Here is a 21,361-nt window from a genome sequence, read left to right on the forward strand (position 1 = left end):
CTTGCCACAGGCGCCGCTGGCGCGCGGCCCGGCATTGCGTCGTTCCGGCCCGAAGGCTAGCGATCAGGCATGGTCGCAAACTCCCTCGGCGCCGACGCGCCTCTCGCGGTAGTCCTCCTGTCGGGCGGGCTCGATTCCATGGTCTGCGCAGGCCTTGCCAAGGAGCAGGGCTTCCGTGTTCTGGCGCTCACCATCGATTACAACCAGCGGCATCGCGTTGAACTCGATGCCGCCAAGCGCATCGCCACCCGGGTCGGCGTGGAGCGGCACGTCATTCTTCCGCTCGATCTGCGGCAGTTCGGCGGATCGGCGCTGACCGCCGACATCGACGTGCCCAAGGACGGCGTGGGCCCGGATATCCCGATCACCTATGTGCCGGCGCGCAACCTCGTATTCCTCTCGCTGGCGCTGGCCTGGGCCGAAGCGGCGGGATCGGCCGACCTGTTCATCGGCGTCAACGCGCTCGACTATTCGGGCTATCCGGACTGCCGCCCGGAATTCGTCGCCGGCTTCGAGGGCCTTGCGCGCGTCGCCACGAGCTATGGCGCGAAGGGGGGTAAGGTGACCGTCCATGCGCCGCTGCAGCACTTGCGCAAGGCTGACATCGCGCGTGAAGCGGCAAGGCTTAAGCTTGATGCAGGGGAGAGCTGGTCGTGTTACGATCCGCTTCCCGATGGCCGTGCATGCGGTCAATGCGACAGCTGCCGTCTGCGTCGTGCCGGGTTCCAAGAGGCGGGCCTGGACGACGGGACGATATATGGATGAGGTTGCTAGGGATCCGGGCGCCATTGGCGCGCGGGTCGAAGGGTACAGCTGGTACGCGTTGGGCGTACTGGTCTTGGTCTGTCTGCTCAATTTCGTCGATCGCCAGCTGCTGACGATTCTCGCGGTCGACATCAAGCGCGATCTGGCCATCGATGACGGGCAGTTCGGCTTTCTCTACGGCACCGCGTTCGGTGTCTTCTATGCCTTGTTCGGGATCCCGCTGGGCAAGCTCGCGGATCGCTATGCCAGGACCCGGTTGTTGGCGATCGGGCTCGCGCTGTGGTCGGGAATGACCGCGCTTTCGGGGCTGTCGCGTTCGTTCGTTCAATTGGGCGCGGCCCGCATCGGCGTCGGCGTGGGCGAAGCAACGGCAGGGCCCTGTGCCTATTCGCTGCTTGCGGACTACTTTCCGCCGCGGCGCAGGGCGACGGCCATCGCGATCTATTCGGCGGGCGTTTATCTGGGCGGCGGGGTGTCGCTCTATCTCGGCACGTCCATCGCCAGCGCCTGGAACAATGCCTTTCCGATAAGCGAGCGACCGTTCGGCCTGGCTGGTTGGCAGGCGGCGTTCCTTGCCGTCGGCATTCCGGGGCTGTTGCTGTCGGCCTGGGTGCGCAGTCTGCGCGAGCCGGTTCGCGGGCGATATGAAGGAACCCCGCATCCCAACCAGTCCGGACGGCAAGCGCTTCGCGCCTTTGTCGCCGATCTAGGCACAATCGTCCCACCATTCACGCTTTTTGCCGCGGCGCGTCGTGGCCGCGCCTCGCTGGTGTCGAACCTGATCGCGTTGGCACTCGTCGCTGCGGCAGCCACCTTGGCCAGCCTGCTGCTGGGCGACCCCCTGCAATGGATCGCGCTCGGAACCGGGGTCTACGCGATCATATCATGGGCGAGCTCATTGCGGCTTTCGGATCCGGCAGCGTACCAGGTCATCTGGAAGTCGCCGACGATTGTCGGTCTCAACATCGGCTATGGCTTGCTGAGCGCGGTGTCCTACGCAAGCGCCGCGTTCGGACCGCTGTTCGCGATGCAGTATCACGCCATTTCGCCCACGGCCGTCGCGCTGGTCGTCGGCGGGTCGGCCGCTGCGGGTGGCGCCCTGGGCGTGGTGACCGGCGGGGCGCTGGGCGACCGGGTCGGTGCGAATGGAAGCAATTCGCGACGGATCCTGATCGTGATCGTGGCCTCGGCGCTTTCGCTGGTGCCCAATCTTGTGTCGCTGCTGACCGGCTCCTCGACCGTGTTCCTGCTGTCGGTCTTCCCCATGTGGTTCCTGATGAGCGCCGGGCTGGGCGGTGCCTCGGGCGCTATGGTCAACCTGGTGCCACCATCGCTGCGCGCCACGGCAACCGCAGCCTTCTTCCTCGGCGCGACTATCCTGGGGCTGGCCCTGGGGCCCTATAGCGCGGGACGGATCTCGACCGAATTCGCCAGCTTGCGGGTTGGGCTGGGCGCGATGCTTCTGCTGCTGATCCCTGCATTCGTCGCCTTGGGGATTGCCTGGCGGAGTTGCTACCGCCAGGAGCAGGCGCGCGGCGCTTGATCAGGCGGGCTTGAACACGCCACAGGCGATGCGGCTGCCGCTGTTGCCTGCTGGGTCGGTCATGTAGTCGTCCGGCCCCGCATGGACTACGATCGCCGTGCCGTCCTGGTCGAAGATGCTGGGCAGGAGGGTGTCGGCAGCGCCCTGCAGCGTAGCCGTGGCAGTTCCGGTGCCCGCGCTTCCGACCATGAGGTTGGGAAGGTCGCCAAGGTGCGCCCCTGCTGGATTGTGCATTCCATGAGCGCGTGAGGTCGGGTTCAGGTGCGGGCCGGCGGAGGTGAAGCCCGGCGCCTCGCACTTACCGACGGCATGCAGATGAAGGCCGTGCTCACCCGGTGCAAGGTTGCTGGCATCGAGCGTCAGCATCACGGATCCACCGCGCTCGGTCAGCCGGGCGGTTCCGATCGACTTGCCACTGGCGTCGAACATGTCCGCGGTGCCGAGCGTGCGCGAAGTGTCCGCCGTCGTCGCGCAGGCGGACAGGCCGAGGGCGGCCACCGTGGTCGTGAGCAGAGCAATCCGGTTCAATCGAGCCTCCCGCAGAAGTCGTGTCGTGCCACCAACGAAGAAGGGGCCGGATTGCTCCAGCCCCTTCCAAAAAACAACCTGTCGGTCGCTTACATGCCCGAGCCCGGACCGTAAGTGATCTCGACGCGGCGGTTCTGCAGTTCGCGAACGCCGTCGGCGGTCGGAACGCGCGGGTTGGCTTCACCGAACGCCTGGCTGGTGATCGCAGCCTGCGGCACGCCGTGCGAGGTGAGGTACGACTGGACCGAAGCGTTACGACGAGCCGAGAGGCCGAGGTTGTACTTCGGCGTACCCGAACGGTCGGTGTAACCGGCCAGCATGATCGGAACGTTGGCGCAGTTGCCGTAAGCCGTGACGGCGTTGTCGAGAATGGTCGCCGCTTCAGGCGTGATGTCCGACTTATCCCAGTCGAAGAACACGATGTACGGACCCTTGTTGCAAACCGGAGCCGGCGGCGGGGGCGGCGGGGGCGGCGGGGGCGGCGGCGGGGGCGGCGGCGGCGGAGCAGGCTCCGGCATCGGCTCTGCACCACCGAAGTTGTAGGCCAGGGTCGCCAGCAGCGAGTGCGAGCGGAAGCGGGTTTCGAGCGGCACGCCAGCGATCAGGCCGTTGCCGGCCAGCTTCACGTTGTTGACGTTGAAGAAACGGTACTTCAGGCCCACGTCCCAGTGCTTGTTCAGCGGGGCGCGAACGCCAGCCAGAACCTGCCAGGCGAAGTTGGTGTCCGAATCGTCGGTACCGACGTTCACCGGGGTGATGACGTGATACTTGACGTTGGCAACGCCGACACCGCCGCCGACGAAGCCCTGGAGGCCATCGTCATCGCCGAAATCGAGCAGGCCGTTGACCATGTAGCTCAGCGCACGGGCGTGGCCACGCAGGTTGCCGTCTTCGCGGTTGAAGGTCGTGCCGTTGTATTCCAGCGAGTCCGTCTTGGCGTGACGGTAGCTCACTTCCGACTCAAGGCGGAAACCGCCGAAGTCGTAACCAACGATCCCGCCGAAGTCGTAGCCCGTCTTCGTGTCGAGAGTTGCGGCGTTGGCAACGCCATCAACTTTGACTTCCGAATTCTCCAGCAGCATCGCGCCGCCATCGGCTTCGACGTACCAGGAATCATTCCGGGCCAGCGCCGGAGTCGCCATTGCTGTCGACGCCAAGGCAAAGCCAAGGACCAGTTTCCGCATTATCGTTTCCCCTTTTAGCGAAATCACGCCACGTCGTGGCAGATGTCTACCGGTTCTATTGTATTCATGCAAGCGGGCAGGCATCCAATCTGTTGCCCAAAAACAACTACTAGTGGTTGTTTCTGCAGCGAAGCATCGTGGAAAACGCCCTCATGTGCCGTCCAAATGCCACACGCATCGATTGGTTCCGCTAGGCTGCCGAAAAAATCCCTGCAGATACAAGCAGGGTTACCAACGCGGAAATGGCCGACCGTGCCTGGCTGTCCACGACCGTGCCGCCCGTGGGAAGTGCAGGAGCGACGGCGTACTGCCAGTCGGTAGTGTATCGTGCGGCGCAGTTGCGCGCCCGGTCCTGCACGATCATCCCCTGGAACGGCGTGACGAAGCGCCAGCCGCCATCGGTCCAAGCGGCGATCTGACGGGCATGTCCGGCGAACGCGCCGGTCGGCGACGCTCCCACGATCCACGCCTGGCCCGATACGGGCGCGTCCGGCGGGGTCGCCAGCGTGCCTTCGACGGATGCGTTCAGCAACAGGTCGGTCAGTACCAGCGCTTCGTTGACCGTCGTTTCCTTCTGGCTCTGCCCGGCAAACAGCAGTGGCAGGGCAAGCCGCGGCGTGACGGTCGGATAGGTGATTGTGTCGGTCATAGGGCTTCTCCGGGTGGAGGGTATGGGCTTCAGGGAAGCGGAATGGCGAGCGGCCTCGACATCGAGTTCCTGCCGATCTGGCGGACAAGGAACGTGGCCGATCCCGATCCGCCGGGCGGCAACTGGGCAGCTGGAATGGTTATCGTCGATGTCGATGCCGCCCAGCGCGCCAACGGGGTTTCGATCGTGCCCAGCACGATGTCCCAGCTCTCGCTTTCCTCGTTCAACGGAACCTCGACCTGGTCCAGCCATCGCCATGCGCCGCGCGCGCGCCGCACCCACGAAAGCCGCACGGCGCCGTCGGGAAGAACCTCGGCCTGCCCATGTACGGGGTTGAGCGGTTGCAAGGCGCTGCCCGTGCCCATGATGGTCGCAGCGGCGGGCGTCGTGTCGTTGAGGCCCACTCCGATAATCTCGTCGAACTCGCCGGCCTGCGTATCGGCTATCTGTGTCAGGCGATCGTCCAGCAGCACGAACGGTTCGCCCGCCGCACCGTGGGTGGCAATGGCCCACTCCGTGCCGCCGCGCCCGCGCAGCAGCGAGGATATCCGCCAGCGCCCGCCACCGAGCGGCGTAGCCTTGCCGAACTGGACGATCTCCGATCCGATCAGCGCGCGGTTCGCTGCGTTGGCGAGCAGGGCGGGCACGTCCGCATCGGCCAGCGCGAAGTCCATGGAAACAAGCTGGATGTCGACCGAATTGCTCTGGTCGAACACCATCGGCGATCCCGCGGCCAGCGCCCCGATGGTCTGGCCGATGACCGCGCGGCGCGCAGCGGCCGATCCCAGGCTCACGAGACCCGGCGCACCGCCAGTCTTGCGCCCGAACAGCGCTGCGCCTCTCCACCCGCCGCCGCTGCTCGACGCGGCAACGTACAACGGCGTCTGGTTGCCATCGCCGCTGCCATCCCACGGCAGTTCGAAGGCATCGAGCAGCGTCGGCGTGATGGCGAGGTCGGCGGGCGCATTGTAGCGGCCGGGATCCGTGGTCGCCGCCGTCGCGGTGGTCTGTCCCTGCAGCGCGGGCACGGCGGCAAGGTTCAGGAGGACCCCGTCCTTCTGCCATTCCCAGTCCTCGATCCGCCAGATCCCTCTGGCAACCGGCACCTCGACGAGTGGGGCGGAGAGAAGTGCCGGATCGATCTCTGCGGTGCGATAGGTGATCCGCTCCATGGCGTGCGAACGGCGCAGCGCGGCAGCATCGGCGAAGGCGCGCGCACTGTCGGAATCGATCGCGGCGGGCAGGTCGATCACCTGCAGCTCGCCGCGCTCGCTCCTGCCCTTGCCGCGCTGGAAACCGGGCTGGAAGTCGCGCGCCGGATCGTAGTAGCGGATCGCGCAATTGGCGATCTGGGGTAGCGGTTCGCGGCGCTTCGACCAGCCGGCGCTGGTCGGCGCCCTGCCGCCGTCCTCTTCGGTCGCGGAAGGTTCCGCCAGAACCGGCAGCGTGGCCGGCGGACGATCGGCGTGCGCCAGCACCAGCGTTCCCCGATCCACCCAGGCGGAAAGGGGAATGGCGGCGCCGATCGCCGTGATCGTATCGCCGGCCGCACCCTGGTCGATGCTGAAGCCATCGAACGCCTGGTCGATCCGGGAACAGTCCGCTTCGGGAAGGATCGTCTCCAGCACCTTCGCCACCGTGCAGCCGTCATCGGCAAGCACTTCGAAGGAGAGCGAGGGAATGCGGTTGCCGAAGTTGGCGAGTTCAAGGTCCTCGAAGACCGCGATGGCCACGCCGCGATGGGCTGGGCAGCGGCCGGCGGCTTCGGCCTGCGCCATAAGCGGGTCCGGTGCCTGGTCGCCGTGGCCGGTGTGGACGCGCATCGTCCCGCCGACCTTGAGGTCGCCCGCGCTGCCTCGCAGCAAGTTCCCGTCCGCCCAGACGCGTCCGATCGATCCGATCGGGCGGCTCGACAGCGCCACGGCGAACGACACAGTATACGTATAGGTCTTGACCTTCGGCCTGCCCTTGCCGCCCCCGCTCGTCTCCTCATGCTCCACCAGTTCGGTGGACCAGATCACGGTGCCCGCCGTGCGCACCGTGCCGAAATGCAGCGGCAGGGCGTCGCCATAGCTTGAGGACTGGACGTTCAGTTCCTTGAGGCGCGGCCCCTTGACCGTCCGTCCGCCAACGATCGCATTGTCGATCTGCCGGCCCGCCAGCGCGCCGATCGCGCCGCCGATGGGGCCGCCAAGGATCGTACCGACAGCGGTGAGAAGCAGCGTTGCCATCCGTGGTTCCTATTCTTCTGGAAGCTGCCATTCGCCCGCGACCGGCCAGGGCAGGGCGCCGGGCAACAAGGTCACGCGGCGCAGGCCCGCATGGGCATGGACGAAGCCTTGCGTCGTGCGGATCAGCAGGTGCGGCTGGACCGGGTTCGCCATCGCGAGCACCAGATCGCCCCGGCTTCCTACCGCGACAAAGCCGTTCGCGCGCGCCAGCCCGGTCAGCGTCGCAACATCCGCATGGCGCAGCGCGTAGCCCGTCGGAGCGACCGCGCTATACCCGGCCTCGCGCATGGCCAGCGCGACGAGGCCCACGCAGTCGACTCCGCTATCGCGATCGCGCCCGTGCAGCCGGTAGCGGGTGCCGACAAGGCCCAGCGCCGCGCGCTCCAGTCGCGCGTTCACGATCCCGGCACCGCATAGCGCGCCAGCAGGTCGATGCCGGGCAGGTAGGGCTCGCCCTGGAAGTTCACCGCATTGCCGAAACGCGCGCCGCAGGTCTCGATCGTGTGGTCGCACCCCTCGCGCAGCAGCACCGCGGTTCCAGCCGCGATGTCGGTCTCGAGCCGCCGGTCGAGCAGCAGCCAGTCGCCGCTCACGCTTTCGATCCTGCGCCACAGGCCACTGGCAGCCCCCTGCAGAATGCGCACCCGTCCGAAGGCGAGGTTCGCAAGCGGTGCCGTCGTGGCCACGCGGATCGCCGTGCCATCGGCCGAGGCGCCCAAGATTGTCCCGCGCGAGGAAAACCGCGCGGCCGAAAGCGTGCAACCCGTACCGCAGAACTCGGCCCGGCACGTCGGCGACGTTCGCGGCACCAGTTCGCGGTCGAGCAGTGTCTTCAACGACAGCAGCTCGGCCGAAAAGCCATCGCCTTCGGTGCCGACCGCGCCGATCGTGCCGCGATAGAGTTCCTGCTGCTCGAAGGTCTCCCAGTCGACCAGTCCGAGGATGATCGCGGCCCCGTCGAACCGACCGGCCGCAAGGTCCTCTTCGCGGATCGCGTCGTGGCTCAGCGCGCCCGCGATCTCGGCGCTGTCCGGTTCCAGGCTGCCGGTCTTGCGGATGGCTGACGGGGTCATGCCGGGTGCGGTGCGGTGCAGCAGCGCGCCGAACCACAAGTCGCGGTCGTGGCTGGTGAAGCCCAGCGTCACCCCGTCCAGCCGCTCGATGCGCCACCACACCGCCACCGTTTCCAGCGTTTCGCGAAACCATACGCGCGCAGGGTCGCTCATCTCAGGCATCCTCGCGCAGTTCGACCAGCGGAACCGTCGGCGCTTCGCCGGCGGCAAAGGCCGCGCCGCTGATCTCGAGCTGGTCTTCGGCAAAGCGCACCGGCACGTCGAACAGGTAGCCGGCGGCGACCACCGCAGCGGCGGCGGGGGCCGATGCGAACACGATCGTGCCGCCATCGGCCAGCGTCCAGTCGTGCCGTTCGGTCCCGTTGACGCTGACGATCACGCTCTCGGGCCGTGGCCGGGTGATGCGCCGCGTCTGCGTTTCGTCGCCCGCACCATACGACTTGATCAGGGCGAACCGCGATTTCGCGCCATCGCCGATGCCGATCACCTGATCGGCGGACGAGGGCACGCCCGTCATCCCGTTGGAGCTGTAGTCGGAGGGATCGCGCAGGCGGAAGCCGCGCGCTTGCCCGCGCCTCGCCCGGAAGAACGCGATCAGTTCCCCCAGCTCCGCTTCCGACCGCACGCCGGGGCCGACGTCGAAGCGCAGCCGCGCGTTCGACCACAGGCTGTTGCGGCGCTCGAAGCCCGATGCGGTGATCGTCACGTTGGTCGAAAACTCGGGCGTCACCGTCGCCGCCCGTCCGAGCGCGATGGGAAACAGCACGTCGTCAAAGGCCTGCATGGGCGCATCCTCACTTGTCTCTGGCAACCGGGTGAAGCCGTCGCGCGCAACTTGCGGCAGGGCCCAGATGAAGGTTTCGGCAACGCCCAGGCCAATCGCCTCGTCCGCCGCGGCGTCGATCCGGCGCCAGGGGGTGTCGTCACCCGGCGTCAGCACGAAGCCCGACAGGAAGTGCTGGCGGCTGCGCGCGTAGCCAAGCTTGGCCTCCGCCGCCGCCCGCGCCGCAGCGCGCAGCGCTTCCTTGCCCGCGACCAGCCAGTCGTAGTCCTCAAGCTGCAGGACATCGAACGCAGGGTAGGCCCAGCCGGACGGCAGGTTGGCGCGGTGCGCCTCGGGCGTTGCCGGGTCCAGCACCGTTGGCAGGAAGGCGAGAAGCAGCACTTCCGCGCCCGCGCCTCCCGCCGCCGTACGCACCGCGTTGGCAAGGTCGCTGGTTGCCGCCGCCAGGATCACGCCCGCCGCATCGAGCAGGCTGCGCTGCGTGGCGGACAGCGTGCCCGACAGTGACGGGATCGCCACCGGATTTCCGCCCAGCGCAGCCTTGGCCGCATCGTCGTACAGGCAGATCTGCTTGTCCGCCGTGACCCACCACCACGGCTCGCCGATCTGGTAGCGTACCGGAAGCACCGCCCCCTGCTGCAACGCCGCCAGCGCCAGCGCCACCTTGCGCAGCCAGGCGGTCGCGCTCGTGTTTGCGGGGGAAAGCAGCGTCGATGGCGGGCTCCACCCGGTCAACGCGGGATCACCGGCTGCTGTGCGCTGCTGCCACGCGGCCGGGCAATGCTGCGCCAGAACCTCGAACGATTGCGACAGGATCACGGTGTATCCCGCGCTCTTCGCTTCGATCAGGAACGCCCGGTGCCACGCGTCGGCCGCCGGGTTCATCGCCGCTGCGGCCGGATCGACCACGAACCCGCCTGCGCCATCGCCTTTCAGCGAGAAGAAGTGGCTCATGCCGATGTAGTGGTTGATGCTGCCACGGTAGCCGAGGCCCTGCACCGCGCGCACCAGCCGCGCAGGGCTCTGGTTGTAGCAGTCGTCGTAACCCGTCGCGATGCCCAGCTTGTGCGGCGGCACCATCACGTCGCCGATCGTCAGCATCGGCCGGTGCCCGTCGCAGCGGATGTCCGACAGTTCGGCCCAGCCGATCTGCGGCGTCGCGAACGCGGTGGTGCTCGCCGCAACATAGCCCGGCGCCACCAGCGAAACGAACATGCGGTCGATATCGGCGGGGTGGACCGGATCGGCCTCGCCCGGCAGCACGAACCCGCCGGCGAGCGACGAGAACGGCAAGGTGACCTGCGCGTCGGTCGTCGAACCCGTGGCATAGTTCCACAGCCGCACGTACCAGGTCCGCGCCGCTCCGCCCGCATCGCGCCCTTCGATCGTCAGGGTTGGGCCATTGACCGCGTCCAGCGCCAGCAGCCCACCCGATCGCCAGCGGAACGACAGCGTCGTGCGGCTGTAATCGCGGTCGGTGTCATAGGACAGTAGCGGGTGATCCCAGCGGTCCTCGCTTTCCCAGATCAGGCCGACGAGGTCGCCCTTTTGCTGGAACACCGCGTCGACCCGCAGCGCATCGGGTGCGATGGTCGTCACCGCCGCCATCGCCGGGCGCGGAAAGTCCACCGTCCAGAAGCGCGGGTCGAAGCGCTGGATCACGTCGGTCTGCTGGACCGAGCGCTGCTTGGCGAGCCAGAAGCTCATCGCTTGGGCGTCCCTTCTCAGTTGTCGCTCAGCGCGCGGCGCACCGCCTGCGCCACCTGGCGGCTCGATCGGCGCAGGCTTTCCGGACCGGAAGTGCCGGTGGGCGAGACCACGCGGATCGACACGTTGACGTTGCGCTCGCCGCCCATCGTCCCGCCCGTCTCGATGCGCCCGGCAGAGGTCGGCACGAACATCTCAGGTCCACGCTCGCCCACGACATAGGGGCGACCCGGTGCCACGGGGCCGCCCGTCGCCCGTCCGGGCAGGCCGAAGATCGCGCCGATCAGGCTGGTCAGGCCGCCCATTCCGCCCGCACCGCCGCCGTCGGTGCCCGCGCCGATGCCGAGCGAGGACAGGCCTGCGCGCAGCGCCTGGCTGGCGATCGTGTCGAGCACGCGGTTGGCCACCTTGCCCAGGTCTTCGAACCCCAGGCTGCCCTTGCGGATCGCGCTCGCCAGCGATCGTTCCAGCGTGGTGCTGCCCTTGGCGAACCCTTCGACGAGAATGCCGTCGAAACTGTCGCGCATCTTGGCGACGTCGCTGGCAAAGCCGTCGGTGCTGGCGCGCACGTCGACGACGAGGGTGTCGAGATTATCCATGTCGGTCGCGCTCCATCATCGCGCTGATCGTCGCCCGGTCGATCGCGCCAGCTCCATCGCCGCCCGCCCCGCCGCTGCCCGCCGCGCCGAGCACGGCGCGCAGTTCTTCGGGTGTCGCCTGCCAGAACCGGTCGGGCGACCAGCCCAGCAGCAGGCCGACCTGCCCGGCGATGCGCGCCGCGCCTCCGCCGAAGCTGTCGCCGAAATCGCGGGCAGCGGCCGTGTCGCTCACGCCGCGCCTTTCAGCACTTGCGCCAGCAGCGCGCGCAGCACCGGCGCGCATGCGGTCAGGCCGGCCTGCACCAGCGCGTCGCCGAACGCCTCGCGGTCGAGCGTGTCGTGCTCGCGCAAACAGTGCCAGAACAGCGTCGCCAGCTCCGCCAGCTTGAGCTCGCCCCCGCTCGCCCGTTCGACGAGGTGGAACAGCGATCCCAGCTCCTGCTCGGCGGCGACCAGCGCGCTGAACGTCGGGCGCAGCACGTGCTCCACGCCCTGCAGCACCAGCGACAGTTCGCCGCGATGGGGGTTGGCCACGGCGCTCATGCCTGCGCCACCGCGCCCGAGCTTTCGAGCGTCATCGTGTAGTTGCGCTCGCCATTGAAATCGCCCGAATAGTCGAGCCGCTGGACAAGGAACCGGCCGCGCATCTTCTCGCCCCCGTCGAACGAAAGCTCGTAGTCGGCGATCGTGCCGGCCAGTGCGTTGCCCCGGATCTGCGTCTCGGCCGCGCTGCCAAGGAAGATGCCCGCCGCGCTCACGCTCACCGACCGCGTGCCCGCGCCCGACAGCAGTTCGCGCCACCCGCCCGAATCCTTGCTGGTGATCACCACCGCCTCGCCGTTGATCGACATCTGCGTGGTGCGCAGGCCCGCCACGGTGTTGTAGGTGGGCGTCGGGGCGCCATCGCTGATCTTCAGCAGGAAGGCGCTTCCTTTCTGTGCTGCCATGTCCGTTCTCCTGGGTTGAGGGGTTACGCGGCCATCAGCCGCGCACGATATTCGAGCACCAGCGCGCGCAGCGCCTCGCCGCGCTGTTCGCCGCGCGCTTTCAGGAACATCAGGTTCACCGCGCGAAAGCCGTAGGCGCTCTGGTCGGCGGGGAAGCTTTCGACGCGTCGTTCGACAGCGGCGATCAGCGCGCTTTCCGACAGCGGATCGTCCCCGCGATAGTTCAGTTCGAAGGCCACGCGCACTTCGCGCCCGGCTTCGGTCTTGGTGCTCCAGTCGCTGCTCGCGCTGGCGGTCAGGGCAAGCCAGGGCAGCGCCGAGCGCGATGGCGCTTCCTCGGTGATCGCGTTGAGCGAGGCGGCAAGCGTCGCATCGGCGGCAAGCCAGGCCAGCATGGCGGCGCGAAAGGCGATTTCCATCGGTCAGTCCTTTGCGAACAGGGGCCACAGCAGCCGCGCCTTGCGCCAGCGCTCGGCCGGGCGGCGCAGCGTGCGGGCAAGCGCGTGTGCCTCGGCCAGCGCCCGCGCCTTGGCGATCAGGCGCTGCTCCAGCGCGGAGAAGGCGTCGCTCATGCCACCCTCGCTCACGCCAGCCTCATGCTGCGCCACGGCCGCCACAGCGCCGCGACGGCGGCGGGCGGGGCAAGGCGCTGCGTGGTGTTCTGCGCGTCACGCTGGCGGTGCTCGTGCGCGGCAAGGCGCATGATCCCATGGCGCAGCGGATCCGGCAGCGCGCTCCATGTGGCGGCAAGGCCTGCGGTGAAGGTCACCGCGATGCGCGTCTCCGCCACTGGCACCTTCAGCCGGAACCGGCCGGAGCCATCGGCGCCGATGTCGAATTCGTAGTCGCCTGGCAAAAGCGCGGTGCGCTGCCCGGTAAGGGCGATCCGGGCGGCCCCGGTCATCGCCTGGATGGGCCGGGTCCCAAGCGTCTGCCAGTCGCCCGCGGCGGCCAGCACTTCCTCGCAGCCCGCCTGAAGCGGCATGGTGCCGGTAAAGCCCTCGCACAGGTCCAGCGCCGCCATCAGCAGCGCGGTCAGCTCCGCGTCGTCTCGGCCGGTGGTGATGCCCAGCCACGCTTTGAGTTCACTCAGCGCGGCCGGTGCCAGCGAGGGCGGTGCGACGATTGCCCGCTTCATGGCAGTCTCCGGAAATGGGGATGGGGAAAAGTCGCCCGCGGCGGAAGGGGAAGGGGGGAACCGCCGCGGGCGAAGTCGGGGCGTTGCGAAGGGGACACGCAACGCCCCCTCGGGAGATCAGGTGGAGATCTTCAGGAGCTTGATCGCATCGCTGTCGAGCACCTGCCCGCCGATGCGACGGGTCGCATAGAACTGGACATAGGGCTTGTTGCTGTACGGATCGCGCAGGATGCGGGTCGCGCTGCGCTCGGCGATCAGGTAGCCGGCCTGGAAGTTGCCGAACGCGATCGGGAAGGCGCCCGCGCCGATGTCGGGCATGTCCTCGGCCTCGATCACCGGATAGCCCAGCAGGCGGTTCGGCTGGCCGTCGACCATGCCGGGCTGCCACAGGAACGAACCGTCGGTCGCCTTGAACTTGCGCACGGCGGCCAGCGTGGTCGAATTCATCATCCACACCGCGCCCTGGCGCAGGCCCGCGCGCAGCGAGAAGACCATGTCGATCAGCTTCGAATCCGGCGATGTGTCGAAGCCGGTCGCATTGCCCGAAACCAGGTGCTGCAGCGTGCCATAGGTGCGCGTCGCATCGTTCGCGGTGCTCGATCCGGTCTGCAGGAAGCCCTTGGGCTGGCTGGTGCCGGTGCCGTTGATGAAGGCCGCGCCTTCGGCCCGCGCGAACTCGCCCGCGATTTCACCGGCAAGCCAGCTTTCGACGTCGAAGGCCGAATCGTCGAGCATCGCCTGCGTGGCCGAAGGGTTGGCATAGAGCTCGCCCATCGGCGGCGCGATTTCAGCGAGCTTCGGCGTGGCCGTTTCCGGCCGCGAGGCGGTTTCGCTGACCCAGCCAGAGGTGGTGCCCCCGGTCGAGATCAGCCGCCGGAAGCCGCTGGTGCTGGTCTGCACGATCGACGAGACCGAACGGACCGGGCTGATCTTGACCAGGCGGCTGGCGATCATCTCGTCGATCTGGCGCGGCACGGCATAGCCGCCATCGGCGGGGTTCGTGCCCGAGATGGACTTCAATTCGGTGTCGCGGCCGGTGCGGATGTAGCCGTCGATGAAGTTGCGGCTGGCCGATGCCACGTCGCCACCGGCCAGCGCCGGACGGGCGCCGGTGCGATAGACGCGCTCCAGCCGGCTCTTCACTTCCTCCACTTCGCCGCGCAGCAGCGACAGCGCCGCGTCGTGGGCTTCCTGGCGGGCGGCAAGGTCGAACGAGCTTTCCAGCGCGTCGGCCTTGGTCTCGATGGCGGTCAGGTCCGCGATCGCTTCGTGGTTCTCGATGTCCATGGGGCTGAACGTCCTTTCTGCTGGGGGTGGCCACCCACGGGCGGCCCTTCGGTAATTTCGTGAAGGTCACCCGGCCGTTGGCTGCGGGCTGACCATGTGCACCCGCGCCAGCGGCTGCATCGGGCGGGAGACGAGGCTCACTTCGAACAAGTCGATCGCGCGCAGCTCGCGGCCTTCGGGGCGCCACCGGCCATCGCGGACGCGGTATCCGAACGACAGGCCGTTCACCGCGCCGCGCGCCAGCGCCTTGGCCGCGGGAGAATCCGCCGCCGTCACCTGCGCGATCACCCGCAGGCCGCGCTCGTCTTCCTGCGCGCTTTCCACCCAGCCGATCTGCTGGTCGGGGCGGTGCTGCCAGTACAGTGGCAGCCGCTGGCCCGCCGCCGCGCGCGCGGCCAGCGTCTGCGCAAAGGCGCCGGGCAGGATGGTGTCGCCGCCGCTGTCGCGCTTGCCGAACACCGCGGCATAGCCTGCGAACCGGATCGGGGCGCGCGCGGTCATTGCACCATCTCGCCAAAGCCGAAGCGCACCGCGATGGCGAACAGCAGCAGCGCCAGCACGCCGCGCACCAGCCAGCCGATCGCCGCCTTCCAGGCGCTCGCCTTGGCATCGCGCCAGGCCTGCAGCAGCTCGCGCAGCTCGGCCAGGTCCTCGTGCGCGGTCTTGTCGGCAAGGCCCATCCGCTCGAGCACGCGCAGCGCGCCAAGGTCGCTCGATTCCTCCACGATCGCGCGCAGCGTGATCAGTTCGGAACCTTCGGCTTCGGCCTGCGCCAGCAGCCGCGCCAGCATGTCCGCGCGCTTCATCGTGCCGCCTCCGCTTCAAGACCCAGGATCCGGCGCTTCTCCGCGCCCGACAGGAAGTCCGCGCCCGAAACCATGCTCCACAGCGTCTCGCGGTCATCGGCGAGCGCGGGCACGCGGTCGAGATCGACCGCCAGCGTCGCCTGCCCGAACCAGGGCGAAAGCCCTTCGGACAGCGCCGCCAGCAGCTTGCCCGCCAGCGGCAGCAGCGTCAGCCGCCACAGCGCGCGGTTCGCCTCGCGATAGTTGGCGTATGTGCTGTCGCCCGGCAGGCCGATCAGCATCGGCGGCACCCCGAAGGCGAGCGCGATGTCGCGCGCCGCCGATGCCTTCAGCGTGGCGAAGTCCATGTCCGACGGCGTCATCGCCATCGGCTGCCATTTCAGCCCGCCTTCCAGCAGCATCGGCCGCCCGGCGTTTGCGCCGCCGGCATAGGCGGCGGTCAGCTCCGCCTTGATCCGGTCGAACTGCTCGGCGGTCAGCGTCGCCCCCGGCTCGCCGGGGTCATAGACCATCGCGCCCGAAGGCCGCGCCGCGTTTTCCAGCAGCGCGATGTTCCAGCGCGATGCCGCGTTGTGCACCGCCACCGCGTCTTCGGCGGCGGTCAGGCAGCCCGCGCCATAGTGATCGTCGGTCGGGTGGAAGCCGCGGATGTGGATCACGTTGGGCCGGCCGAAGTCGTCGCTGGCGGGCAGCGTCATCACCTGTTCGCCCACGCGATAGGCAAAGGCGGACGGCCAGCCCGTGGCATCGGGCACCACGTTCACCCGGTCGGGCCGCAGGGCATAAAGCTCGGCCACCTCGTCCTCGGCATCGCGCAGGATCTGGACATAGGCATTGCCGTGCAGCAGCAGCTGGCTGGCCAGCGTTTCCATCAGCGCCTGCCCCGCGCTGGTCGCGCCGACCAGCCGGGCAAGGTCGGGGTCCGAAGCCGCGATCGGCGCGCCGCCGATCCCTTCGGCCACCAGCCGCACCGCGCGCTGCGCCACGGGATTGCGCAAGTATGCCTCGCGGCTCGCCTCGGGATAGGGCAGCGAAGCGCGCGCATCGCCGCGCCAGTCGAACGCCTCGGCCCAGGGCGAAATGAAGCTGCGGCCCAAGGGCGCGCGTGGGGTCACCGCCGCGCCTTTGAAGGCGGCGGCCAGGTTCTGGAAGAAGGACATGGATAGCCTTTCGCGGAAAGGTCGTTCAGTCGAACCAGATCTTCGGTTCGCCCGCCCGGCCGAGCATCAGTTCGGTCAGCGCCCAGACACAGGCGTCGGCGCGGTCGGGCGATCGGCCCGGCCCCTGGTAGTCACCCCCCGGCATCAGCCCGCACAGCTCGTCCTCGAGCCGGGCGAACATGCCGGCGTGCCGCACGCGGCCCGCCTCGTACAGCGCGGCGACGGGTTCGGCCCGGGCGCTCTTGCCGCGGCTCGCGTGCACCAGCCGCAGCGGCAGGGTGTGGCTGGCGGCGTGCAGCACCGCGCGCACCATGTCGCCGCCCTGGTTGGCTTCGGCCACCACCCGGTCGGCGGACCAGGCGCGGGCGGCCTCGGCAGTGGCGCGGGCCCAGCGCTCGGGCGTCGCGTTCTCCACCGATGCGTCGGCCAGCACGCGGCCCACGCCGTCGGCGCCCAGCCCGCACACCACGATGCCGCACGCATCGCCCTCGGCGCTGGCCGGCGGGTCGACGCCCACCACCACCCGCGTCACCGGCGGCGCTGCCATCTCGCGCGATCGCTCGATCGTCGCGCGCGACCACAGCGCGCCGGGCAGGTTGTCGATCAGCTCGCCCTCGATCTCCTGCCGTCCGATCAGCGTGTCGTCATAGTTGCGGTGCATCGCCTCGACGAAGCGCGCCGGCAGGTTCTGCGCGTTTTCGTACGTGCTGCCCCGCGTGATCGCGGTGCGCCCGTCGTCGGCCTCGCGCACCAGCCGCGCCAGCAGCGCCGCCGCGCGCGGGGTGGTCGTCGCCACCACGCGGGGATCATCGCCCAGCCGCAATCCCATCATCAGGTTGTCCCACGCCGCTTCGGCACGGGCGGAGGCATTGTCCCACTTGGCGATCTCGTCGCACCAGGCGTGGCTGTGCTGCGGCCCGCGCAGCGATTCCGGCTCCGCCGCCGAATAGAGCGTCGCCTGCGCCCCGTTCGGCCAGACCAGCCGCCGCAGCGAGGATTCGAACACCGGCCGCCGCTGCGGCGCGTTCACCCGCATCAGCCCGCTTTCGCCCTCGACCATCACCGCGCGCGCTTCGCCCAGATTGGCCGAAACCAGCGCGATCCGCGCCTCGGGATCACGTTCGGCAATGGCGTTGACCCATTCGGCGCCGGTGCGCGTCTTGCCAAAGCCGCGCCCGGCCAGCAGCAGCCACACCCGCCAATCGCCCGGCGGCGGCAACTGCGAAGGCCGCGCCTGCAAGCCCCAGTGCCAGGGCAGTTCCGCCACTTGCGCCTTGCTCAGCCGGCCGAGCGTCTTGCGCGTCTCGTCGGGTGCCCAGCTCAGCAGGCCGGTCAGGTCCAGCGGTTCGCCGGCCATGTCGGCGGTGCCCGTCATGCCTTGTCGCCCTGCGCCTGCGCCGCGCCTTCGGCCCTTGCGGCGGCGAGTTCGGCGTTGCGCCGGTTCTGCGCCACGTCGCGCAGCGAAGCGATCTGCGCATCGAGCGAGGCGCGGATGGTGGCGACGTCGTCGTTGTCGCGCTGCGCCCTTTCGCGCGCCACCGTCTCGCGGTGTTGCGACAGCAGCCGCATGGCGTTGGCATTGTCGAACTTGCGGTCGTCGTCCCGGCCTTCGCCAAAGCGCATCCGGCGCAGCAGCTCCATTTCCAGGTGCTCGTATCCTTCGAGCAGGGCGGCGCGCCACGCCCGGGCAAAGTCCGCATCCTGCCGCCGCGCCTTGTACGCCTTGCTGGTGTCGACCTTCGCGGCGGCGGCGGCGGCGGTCACGTTCGAACTTTCGGCCAGCGCCGCAAGGAACGGCTCCTGCCAGCGCGTGCCACGCTTCGCGCGCTTGGCCGGCCTGGGTTTCGCTTGGGCACGGGGCGTCGTCCGGCGATTGCCGGTCGAACGCCGATCCTGGTCGGCCATGAACCATCCTCGTGTTGCGGGTGCGGGTGAAATCGGGCGGGCGGGGTGGTCGTCCAGGACGACTCACCCTGTGTCGATGTTCTTGTTATGTACCTATTGGACCCGCCGAAGTCAAGAACAAAGTGCCATATCGGTTAATCGAACCGGTTGCTGGCGCTTTGTCCGCAGGTTGGCTAAGCGAAGGCCGCACTGCATTGCAGCACGGACGGGACGGGCCACGAATGCTTCGCCGACTTTACGACTGGACCATTGCCAAGGCCGCGCATCCGCAGGCCGAACTCTGGCTTGCGCTGGTCGCCTTCCTCGAAGCCAGCTTCTTCCCGGTGCCGCCGCACCCGCTGCTCGGCCTGATGTGCCTGGCCGAACCGAAGAAGGCCGTCCGCTTCGCTGCCATCGCCACGATCGGTTCGGTCTTGGGCGGCCTGCTCGGCTATGCGATCGGCCACTTTCTCTACGACAGCGTCGGCACGCAGCTCCTCGCGCTGCTGCACCTCACCGAAAGCTTCCCCAAGGCGGCGTGCTACTTGCGCGAATACGGGGTCGAAATCATCGTCATCAAGGGCGCCACGCCCATCCCGTTCAAGCTGCTGACGATCACCGCCGGCTTCATTTCGATGCCGCTGGTGCCGTTCATCCTCGCCAGCCTCGTCTCGCGCTCGATCAGCTTCATGATTGTGGGCGTGCTGTTCCGCCTGTTCGGTGCACCGATCAAGCGCTTCATCGACAAGTACCTCGGCCTCGTGACCGTGGGCTTCGTGGTGCTGGTGGTGGGCGGCTTCATCGCCGCCTCGATGCTGGGCGGCGGCGGCAGCAAGCAGGCCGACGCCAGGTGCGAACACGCCGCGCCGGTCCAGCCCTGAGCCAGGGCTGATCCGCGCCGCCTCGCGCGCCGCCAATCGTCAAGAATTCCTTTGCGCAACAAGGGCGATGGCCCGATCTTGACGCCAATCGGGTTTGTGCAATCCTGTGCCGCGACATCCAGGTTCATCAGGGCCTGACCGCGTGTCCCGGCCAGGCCCCTCGCTTGCGAAAGGAGCAGAGGGCATGGGAAGCAGCCAGTTCGGTTCAGGCGATTTTGCCCGGCAGTTGGAAGGCTTCGGCCTCACCACCATCCAGATCCACTACTACATGCCCGATCACCCCAGCCTGCTGCAGATGTTCGCCTTCCAGCAGGAAGATCTCGCCCCGCGCTTCCCCCGCCTCGAACGCTTCCTCGATCACTGGCGGCGCGAAATCGAAGCGACGCTCCATTCGATCCGCATCGCGCACAAGCACCTGATCGGCCCGCAGGAATGGCGCGCCGTCGACGGTGTGATCACGATCAACTAGGGCGCCTGAATCCCGCGCCTCACAGCCCGAACTGCAGGCCGTAGGCGAGGCCGAGCGAAACCTGCGTGCGGCGCCCGCGCTCGCGGATCAGCGCGGAACCGGCAGGCTCGCCGCCCAGCCGGTCGATCCCCGCCAGCGCCGTCACCGCGCTGCGGCGCGTCAGCGGGCGGGTCAGCGTGCCGCCAAGGCCATAGGAAACCAGCCCGCCGTCCGGGCGCGACACGGCAAGCCCGGTGCGCTGCGCCTGTGCCTCGTCCACGCCGAAGTACGTCTGGACGTAGTCCCGCCCCGCAAAAGTCGCGCGTGGCCCCACCGAATAGAGCAGCCGCCCGCTGCGTCCCGTACGCGCGATCTGCACGTCGCCGACCAGGCCCTCGTGCCCGCCGAAGCCCTGTCGCAATTCGGCCCGCGTCCGCCACGCCATGCGCGGCCCGAAGCGCTTTTCAACGAAGCCGCCCGCTTCGCCCGCCACGCCCACGTCGCCCATCCCGCGCAAGGCGTCGCTTCCGCCCGCGATCTGGAATGGCGACCCGCCGTTGCGCTCGTTGCGGCCGAAGCGGATCTTGACAAGCGGCCCCGCCTTCCAGCCGTCGCGGTTGATCGCGTTCCAGCCCAGGCCGTCGCGCACCGACAGGAACAGCGTGTCGCCCTTGTTGACGCGGATGTCCGGAAAGATCGAGAGCGCCATGTCCTTCGATCCCTGCCATGTCGGCGACAGCACCGGCGCGATCCCCACGGTAAGCCGCCAGCCTTGCGCTTGCGCTCCGGGCGGCGTGCCGCGCAGCGCGGCGGCTGGCGGACTTGCGGGCCCGCTCTGCCCGGACGGCTGATCCTCCGCCAGAGCCGTCTGCCCTGCCAGAAGCGCGATTAGCGCGAGCGAACGGGATGCGAGAGCGCTGCGACGCCGCATGAGATCCATTCCCTTGTCTGCGCCGGCTTTGCTTGCGACCCGGCGGTTGTTCCGGCCCCCCAGCGGACCTGTGCCTCGGCGCCTGCCACAGCGCGGCCGACGGCGCTTTGCTCGATCATGTCAAAGCATGAAGGCGCCCGGGTCGGCTCTTCGCGCTTGCCACGCCGCGTGTCGGCCGTAGAACTCACAGCCATGATAACACTCTACCACTGCCGCGATGCCCGCTCGTTCCGTGCCCTCTGGGCGCTCGAGGAAATGGAACTGCCCTACGAACTCCATGTCCTGCCGTTTCCGCCGCGCGCGCGGCACGAAGGGATGAAGGACATCAATCCGCTCGGCACCATCCCGGTGCTGTTCGATGGCGGCGAACGGCTCACCGAAAGCAGCGCGATCCCGCACTATCTCGCCACGCGCCACGGCCCCAGCCCGCTCGCCGTGGCGATCGACGAGCCGGGCTACGGCGCCTATCTCAATTTCCTCGTCATGGGCGAAGCGACGCTGACTTTCCCGCAGACGATCCACTTGCGTTACGCCGTGTTCGCCCCGCCAGAGGCGCGCCGGCCGGAAATTGCGCGCGACTATGCCGAATGGTTCGGCTCGCGCCTGCGCAACGCCGAAACGATGATGGATGGGGACTACGCGGCGGCTGGTCGCTTCACCATGGCCGACGTCTCGCTGGGCTATGCGATCAAGCTCGCGCTTTCGATCGGCCTTGCCGAATTCGTGACGCCGGGAATGCAGGCCTACTTCGACCGCCTCGCCGCCCGCCCCGCCTACGCCCGCGCGATGGCCGCGCAGAAGAAGGCGGAGGATTAG

Annotated in this window: 26 protein-coding genes; 5 read left to right on the forward strand and 21 right to left on the reverse strand. The window is 68.6% G+C overall.

The genetic code is table 11. The annotated features are described in order from the left end of the window. The first annotated feature begins 69 nt into the window (after positions 1–69). Positions 70–765 carry a 7-cyano-7-deazaguanine synthase QueC gene (gene queC / locus AACH40_RS00575; RefSeq protein ID WP_338643777.1) on the forward strand — a complete coding sequence of 232 codons (696 nt, stop codon included), beginning with the start codon at positions 70–72 and terminating at the stop codon, positions 763–765. Next, the gene (locus AACH40_RS00580) at positions 758–2,308 is read left to right on the forward strand and encodes an MFS transporter (protein ID WP_338643778.1); all 1,551 of its coding nucleotides are present in this window, start codon (positions 758–760) and stop codon (positions 2,306–2,308) included. The genes queC and AACH40_RS00580 overlap by 8 nt, the downstream gene beginning before the upstream one ends. Here the strand turns inward: AACH40_RS00580 and AACH40_RS00585 are convergent, their stop codons facing one another. From AACH40_RS00585 to AACH40_RS00680, 20 genes are all read right to left on the reverse strand, one after another. Next, a complete protein-coding gene (locus AACH40_RS00585) occupies positions 2,309–2,836 on the reverse strand; it encodes a superoxide dismutase family protein (protein ID WP_338643779.1) in 528 nt (175 codons plus the stop codon). Positions 2,837–2,925: 89 nt separating this feature from the next. After that, complete coding sequence (locus AACH40_RS00590; protein ID WP_169494616.1) at positions 2,926–4,020, reverse strand: OmpA family protein; 1,095 nt, start codon at positions 4,018–4,020, stop codon at positions 2,926–2,928. 190 nt (positions 4,021–4,210) lie between these two features. After that, positions 4,211–4,669, reverse strand: a complete 459-nt coding sequence (locus AACH40_RS00595; protein ID WP_338643780.1) for a DUF2793 domain-containing protein — start codon at positions 4,667–4,669, stop codon at positions 4,211–4,213. A gap of 29 nt (positions 4,670–4,698) precedes the next feature. Continuing rightward, the gene (locus tag AACH40_RS00600) at positions 4,699–6,900 is read right to left on the reverse strand and encodes a phage tail baseplate protein (RefSeq protein WP_338643781.1); all 2,202 of its coding nucleotides are present in this window, start codon (positions 6,898–6,900) and stop codon (positions 4,699–4,701) included. A gap of 9 nt (positions 6,901–6,909) precedes the next feature. Continuing rightward, positions 6,910–7,299: a peptidoglycan endopeptidase gene (locus AACH40_RS00605; RefSeq protein ID WP_338643782.1), complete on the reverse strand. Its 390-nt coding sequence runs from the start codon at positions 7,297–7,299 to the stop codon at positions 6,910–6,912. After that, the gene (locus AACH40_RS00610; protein WP_338643783.1) at positions 7,296–8,126 is read right to left on the reverse strand and encodes a DUF2163 domain-containing protein; all 831 of its coding nucleotides are present in this window, start codon (positions 8,124–8,126) and stop codon (positions 7,296–7,298) included. The genes AACH40_RS00605 and AACH40_RS00610 overlap by 4 nt, the downstream gene beginning before the upstream one ends. A 1-nt stretch (position 8,127) precedes the next feature. Then, positions 8,128–10,464 carry a DUF2460 domain-containing protein gene (locus AACH40_RS00615; RefSeq protein ID WP_338643784.1) on the reverse strand — a complete coding sequence of 779 codons (2,337 nt, stop codon included), beginning with the start codon at positions 10,462–10,464 and terminating at the stop codon, positions 8,128–8,130. A gap of 17 nt (positions 10,465–10,481) precedes the next feature. Further along, positions 10,482–11,063, reverse strand: a complete 582-nt coding sequence (locus AACH40_RS00620) for a tail tape measure protein (protein WP_338643785.1) — start codon at positions 11,061–11,063, stop codon at positions 10,482–10,484. After that, a complete protein-coding gene (locus AACH40_RS00625) occupies positions 11,056–11,295 on the reverse strand; it encodes a phage tail assembly chaperone (protein WP_338643786.1) in 240 nt (79 codons plus the stop codon). The genes AACH40_RS00620 and AACH40_RS00625 overlap by 8 nt, the downstream gene beginning before the upstream one ends. After that, complete coding sequence (locus AACH40_RS00630) at positions 11,292–11,606, reverse strand: gene transfer agent family protein (RefSeq protein WP_169494624.1); 315 nt, start codon at positions 11,604–11,606, stop codon at positions 11,292–11,294. The genes AACH40_RS00625 and AACH40_RS00630 overlap by 4 nt, the downstream gene beginning before the upstream one ends. Further along, positions 11,603–12,010, reverse strand: coding sequence for a phage major tail protein, TP901-1 family (locus AACH40_RS00635; protein WP_338643787.1), 408 nt, complete (start codon positions 12,008–12,010; stop codon positions 11,603–11,605). The genes AACH40_RS00630 and AACH40_RS00635 overlap by 4 nt, the downstream gene beginning before the upstream one ends. A gap of 23 nt (positions 12,011–12,033) precedes the next feature. Next, positions 12,034–12,429, reverse strand: coding sequence for a DUF3168 domain-containing protein (locus AACH40_RS00640; RefSeq protein ID WP_338643788.1), 396 nt, complete (start codon positions 12,427–12,429; stop codon positions 12,034–12,036). Between the two features lie 3 nt (positions 12,430–12,432). Further along, entirely contained in the window at positions 12,433–12,597 is a 165-nt protein-coding gene (locus tag AACH40_RS00645) for a hypothetical protein (RefSeq protein ID WP_338643789.1), read from the reverse strand. After that, positions 12,594–13,148: a head-tail connector protein gene (locus AACH40_RS00650; RefSeq protein WP_338643790.1), complete on the reverse strand. Its 555-nt coding sequence runs from the start codon at positions 13,146–13,148 to the stop codon at positions 12,594–12,596. Before AACH40_RS00650 ends, AACH40_RS00645 begins: the two co-directional genes overlap by 4 nt. A gap of 117 nt (positions 13,149–13,265) precedes the next feature. Further along, positions 13,266–14,435 (reverse strand): phage major capsid protein, encoded by a 1,170-nt coding sequence (locus AACH40_RS00655; RefSeq protein ID WP_338643791.1) that lies wholly within the window; start codon positions 14,433–14,435, stop codon positions 13,266–13,268. 66 nt (positions 14,436–14,501) lie between these two features. After that, the gene (locus tag AACH40_RS00660; protein WP_338643792.1) at positions 14,502–14,936 is read right to left on the reverse strand and encodes an HK97 family phage prohead protease; all 435 of its coding nucleotides are present in this window, start codon (positions 14,934–14,936) and stop codon (positions 14,502–14,504) included. Beyond that, a complete protein-coding gene (locus tag AACH40_RS00665) occupies positions 14,933–15,241 on the reverse strand; it encodes a DUF6127 family protein (RefSeq protein ID WP_169494631.1) in 309 nt (102 codons plus the stop codon). The genes AACH40_RS00660 and AACH40_RS00665 overlap by 4 nt, the downstream gene beginning before the upstream one ends. After that, complete coding sequence (locus AACH40_RS00670) at positions 15,238–16,401, reverse strand: phage portal protein (RefSeq protein WP_169494632.1); 1,164 nt, start codon at positions 16,399–16,401, stop codon at positions 15,238–15,240. The genes AACH40_RS00665 and AACH40_RS00670 overlap by 4 nt, the downstream gene beginning before the upstream one ends. Positions 16,402–16,426: 25 nt before the next feature. Next, a complete protein-coding gene (locus AACH40_RS00675) occupies positions 16,427–17,776 on the reverse strand; it encodes a DNA-packaging protein (RefSeq protein WP_338643793.1) in 1,350 nt (449 codons plus the stop codon). After that, the gene (locus AACH40_RS00680) at positions 17,773–18,306 is read right to left on the reverse strand and encodes a hypothetical protein (RefSeq protein WP_338643794.1); all 534 of its coding nucleotides are present in this window, start codon (positions 18,304–18,306) and stop codon (positions 17,773–17,775) included. Before AACH40_RS00680 ends, AACH40_RS00675 begins: the two co-directional genes overlap by 4 nt. A 221-nt stretch (positions 18,307–18,527) precedes the next feature. Between AACH40_RS00680 and AACH40_RS00685 the strand changes: the two genes are divergently transcribed. Continuing rightward, a complete protein-coding gene (locus tag AACH40_RS00685) occupies positions 18,528–19,166 on the forward strand; it encodes a YqaA family protein (RefSeq protein WP_338643795.1) in 639 nt (212 codons plus the stop codon). A gap of 184 nt (positions 19,167–19,350) precedes the next feature. Further along, complete coding sequence (locus tag AACH40_RS00690; RefSeq protein WP_338643796.1) at positions 19,351–19,635, forward strand: usg protein; 285 nt, start codon at positions 19,351–19,353, stop codon at positions 19,633–19,635. A 19-nt stretch (positions 19,636–19,654) separates the two neighbouring features. Here AACH40_RS00690 and AACH40_RS00695 read toward each other — a convergent pair whose 3' ends face one another. Beyond that, positions 19,655–20,545 (reverse strand): MipA/OmpV family protein, encoded by an 891-nt coding sequence (locus tag AACH40_RS00695; RefSeq protein WP_338643797.1) that lies wholly within the window; start codon positions 20,543–20,545, stop codon positions 19,655–19,657. 192 nt (positions 20,546–20,737) lie between these two features. Between AACH40_RS00695 and AACH40_RS00700 the strand changes: the two genes are divergently transcribed. Next, on the forward strand, positions 20,738–21,361 hold the full coding sequence (locus tag AACH40_RS00700; protein WP_338643798.1) for a glutathione S-transferase: 624 nt from the start codon (positions 20,738–20,740) through the stop codon (positions 21,359–21,361).

The organism is Novosphingobium olei, from assembly GCF_037076535.1.
In the GTDB taxonomy this organism is placed as follows: Bacteria; Pseudomonadota; Alphaproteobacteria; order Sphingomonadales; family Sphingomonadaceae; genus Novosphingobium; species Novosphingobium olei.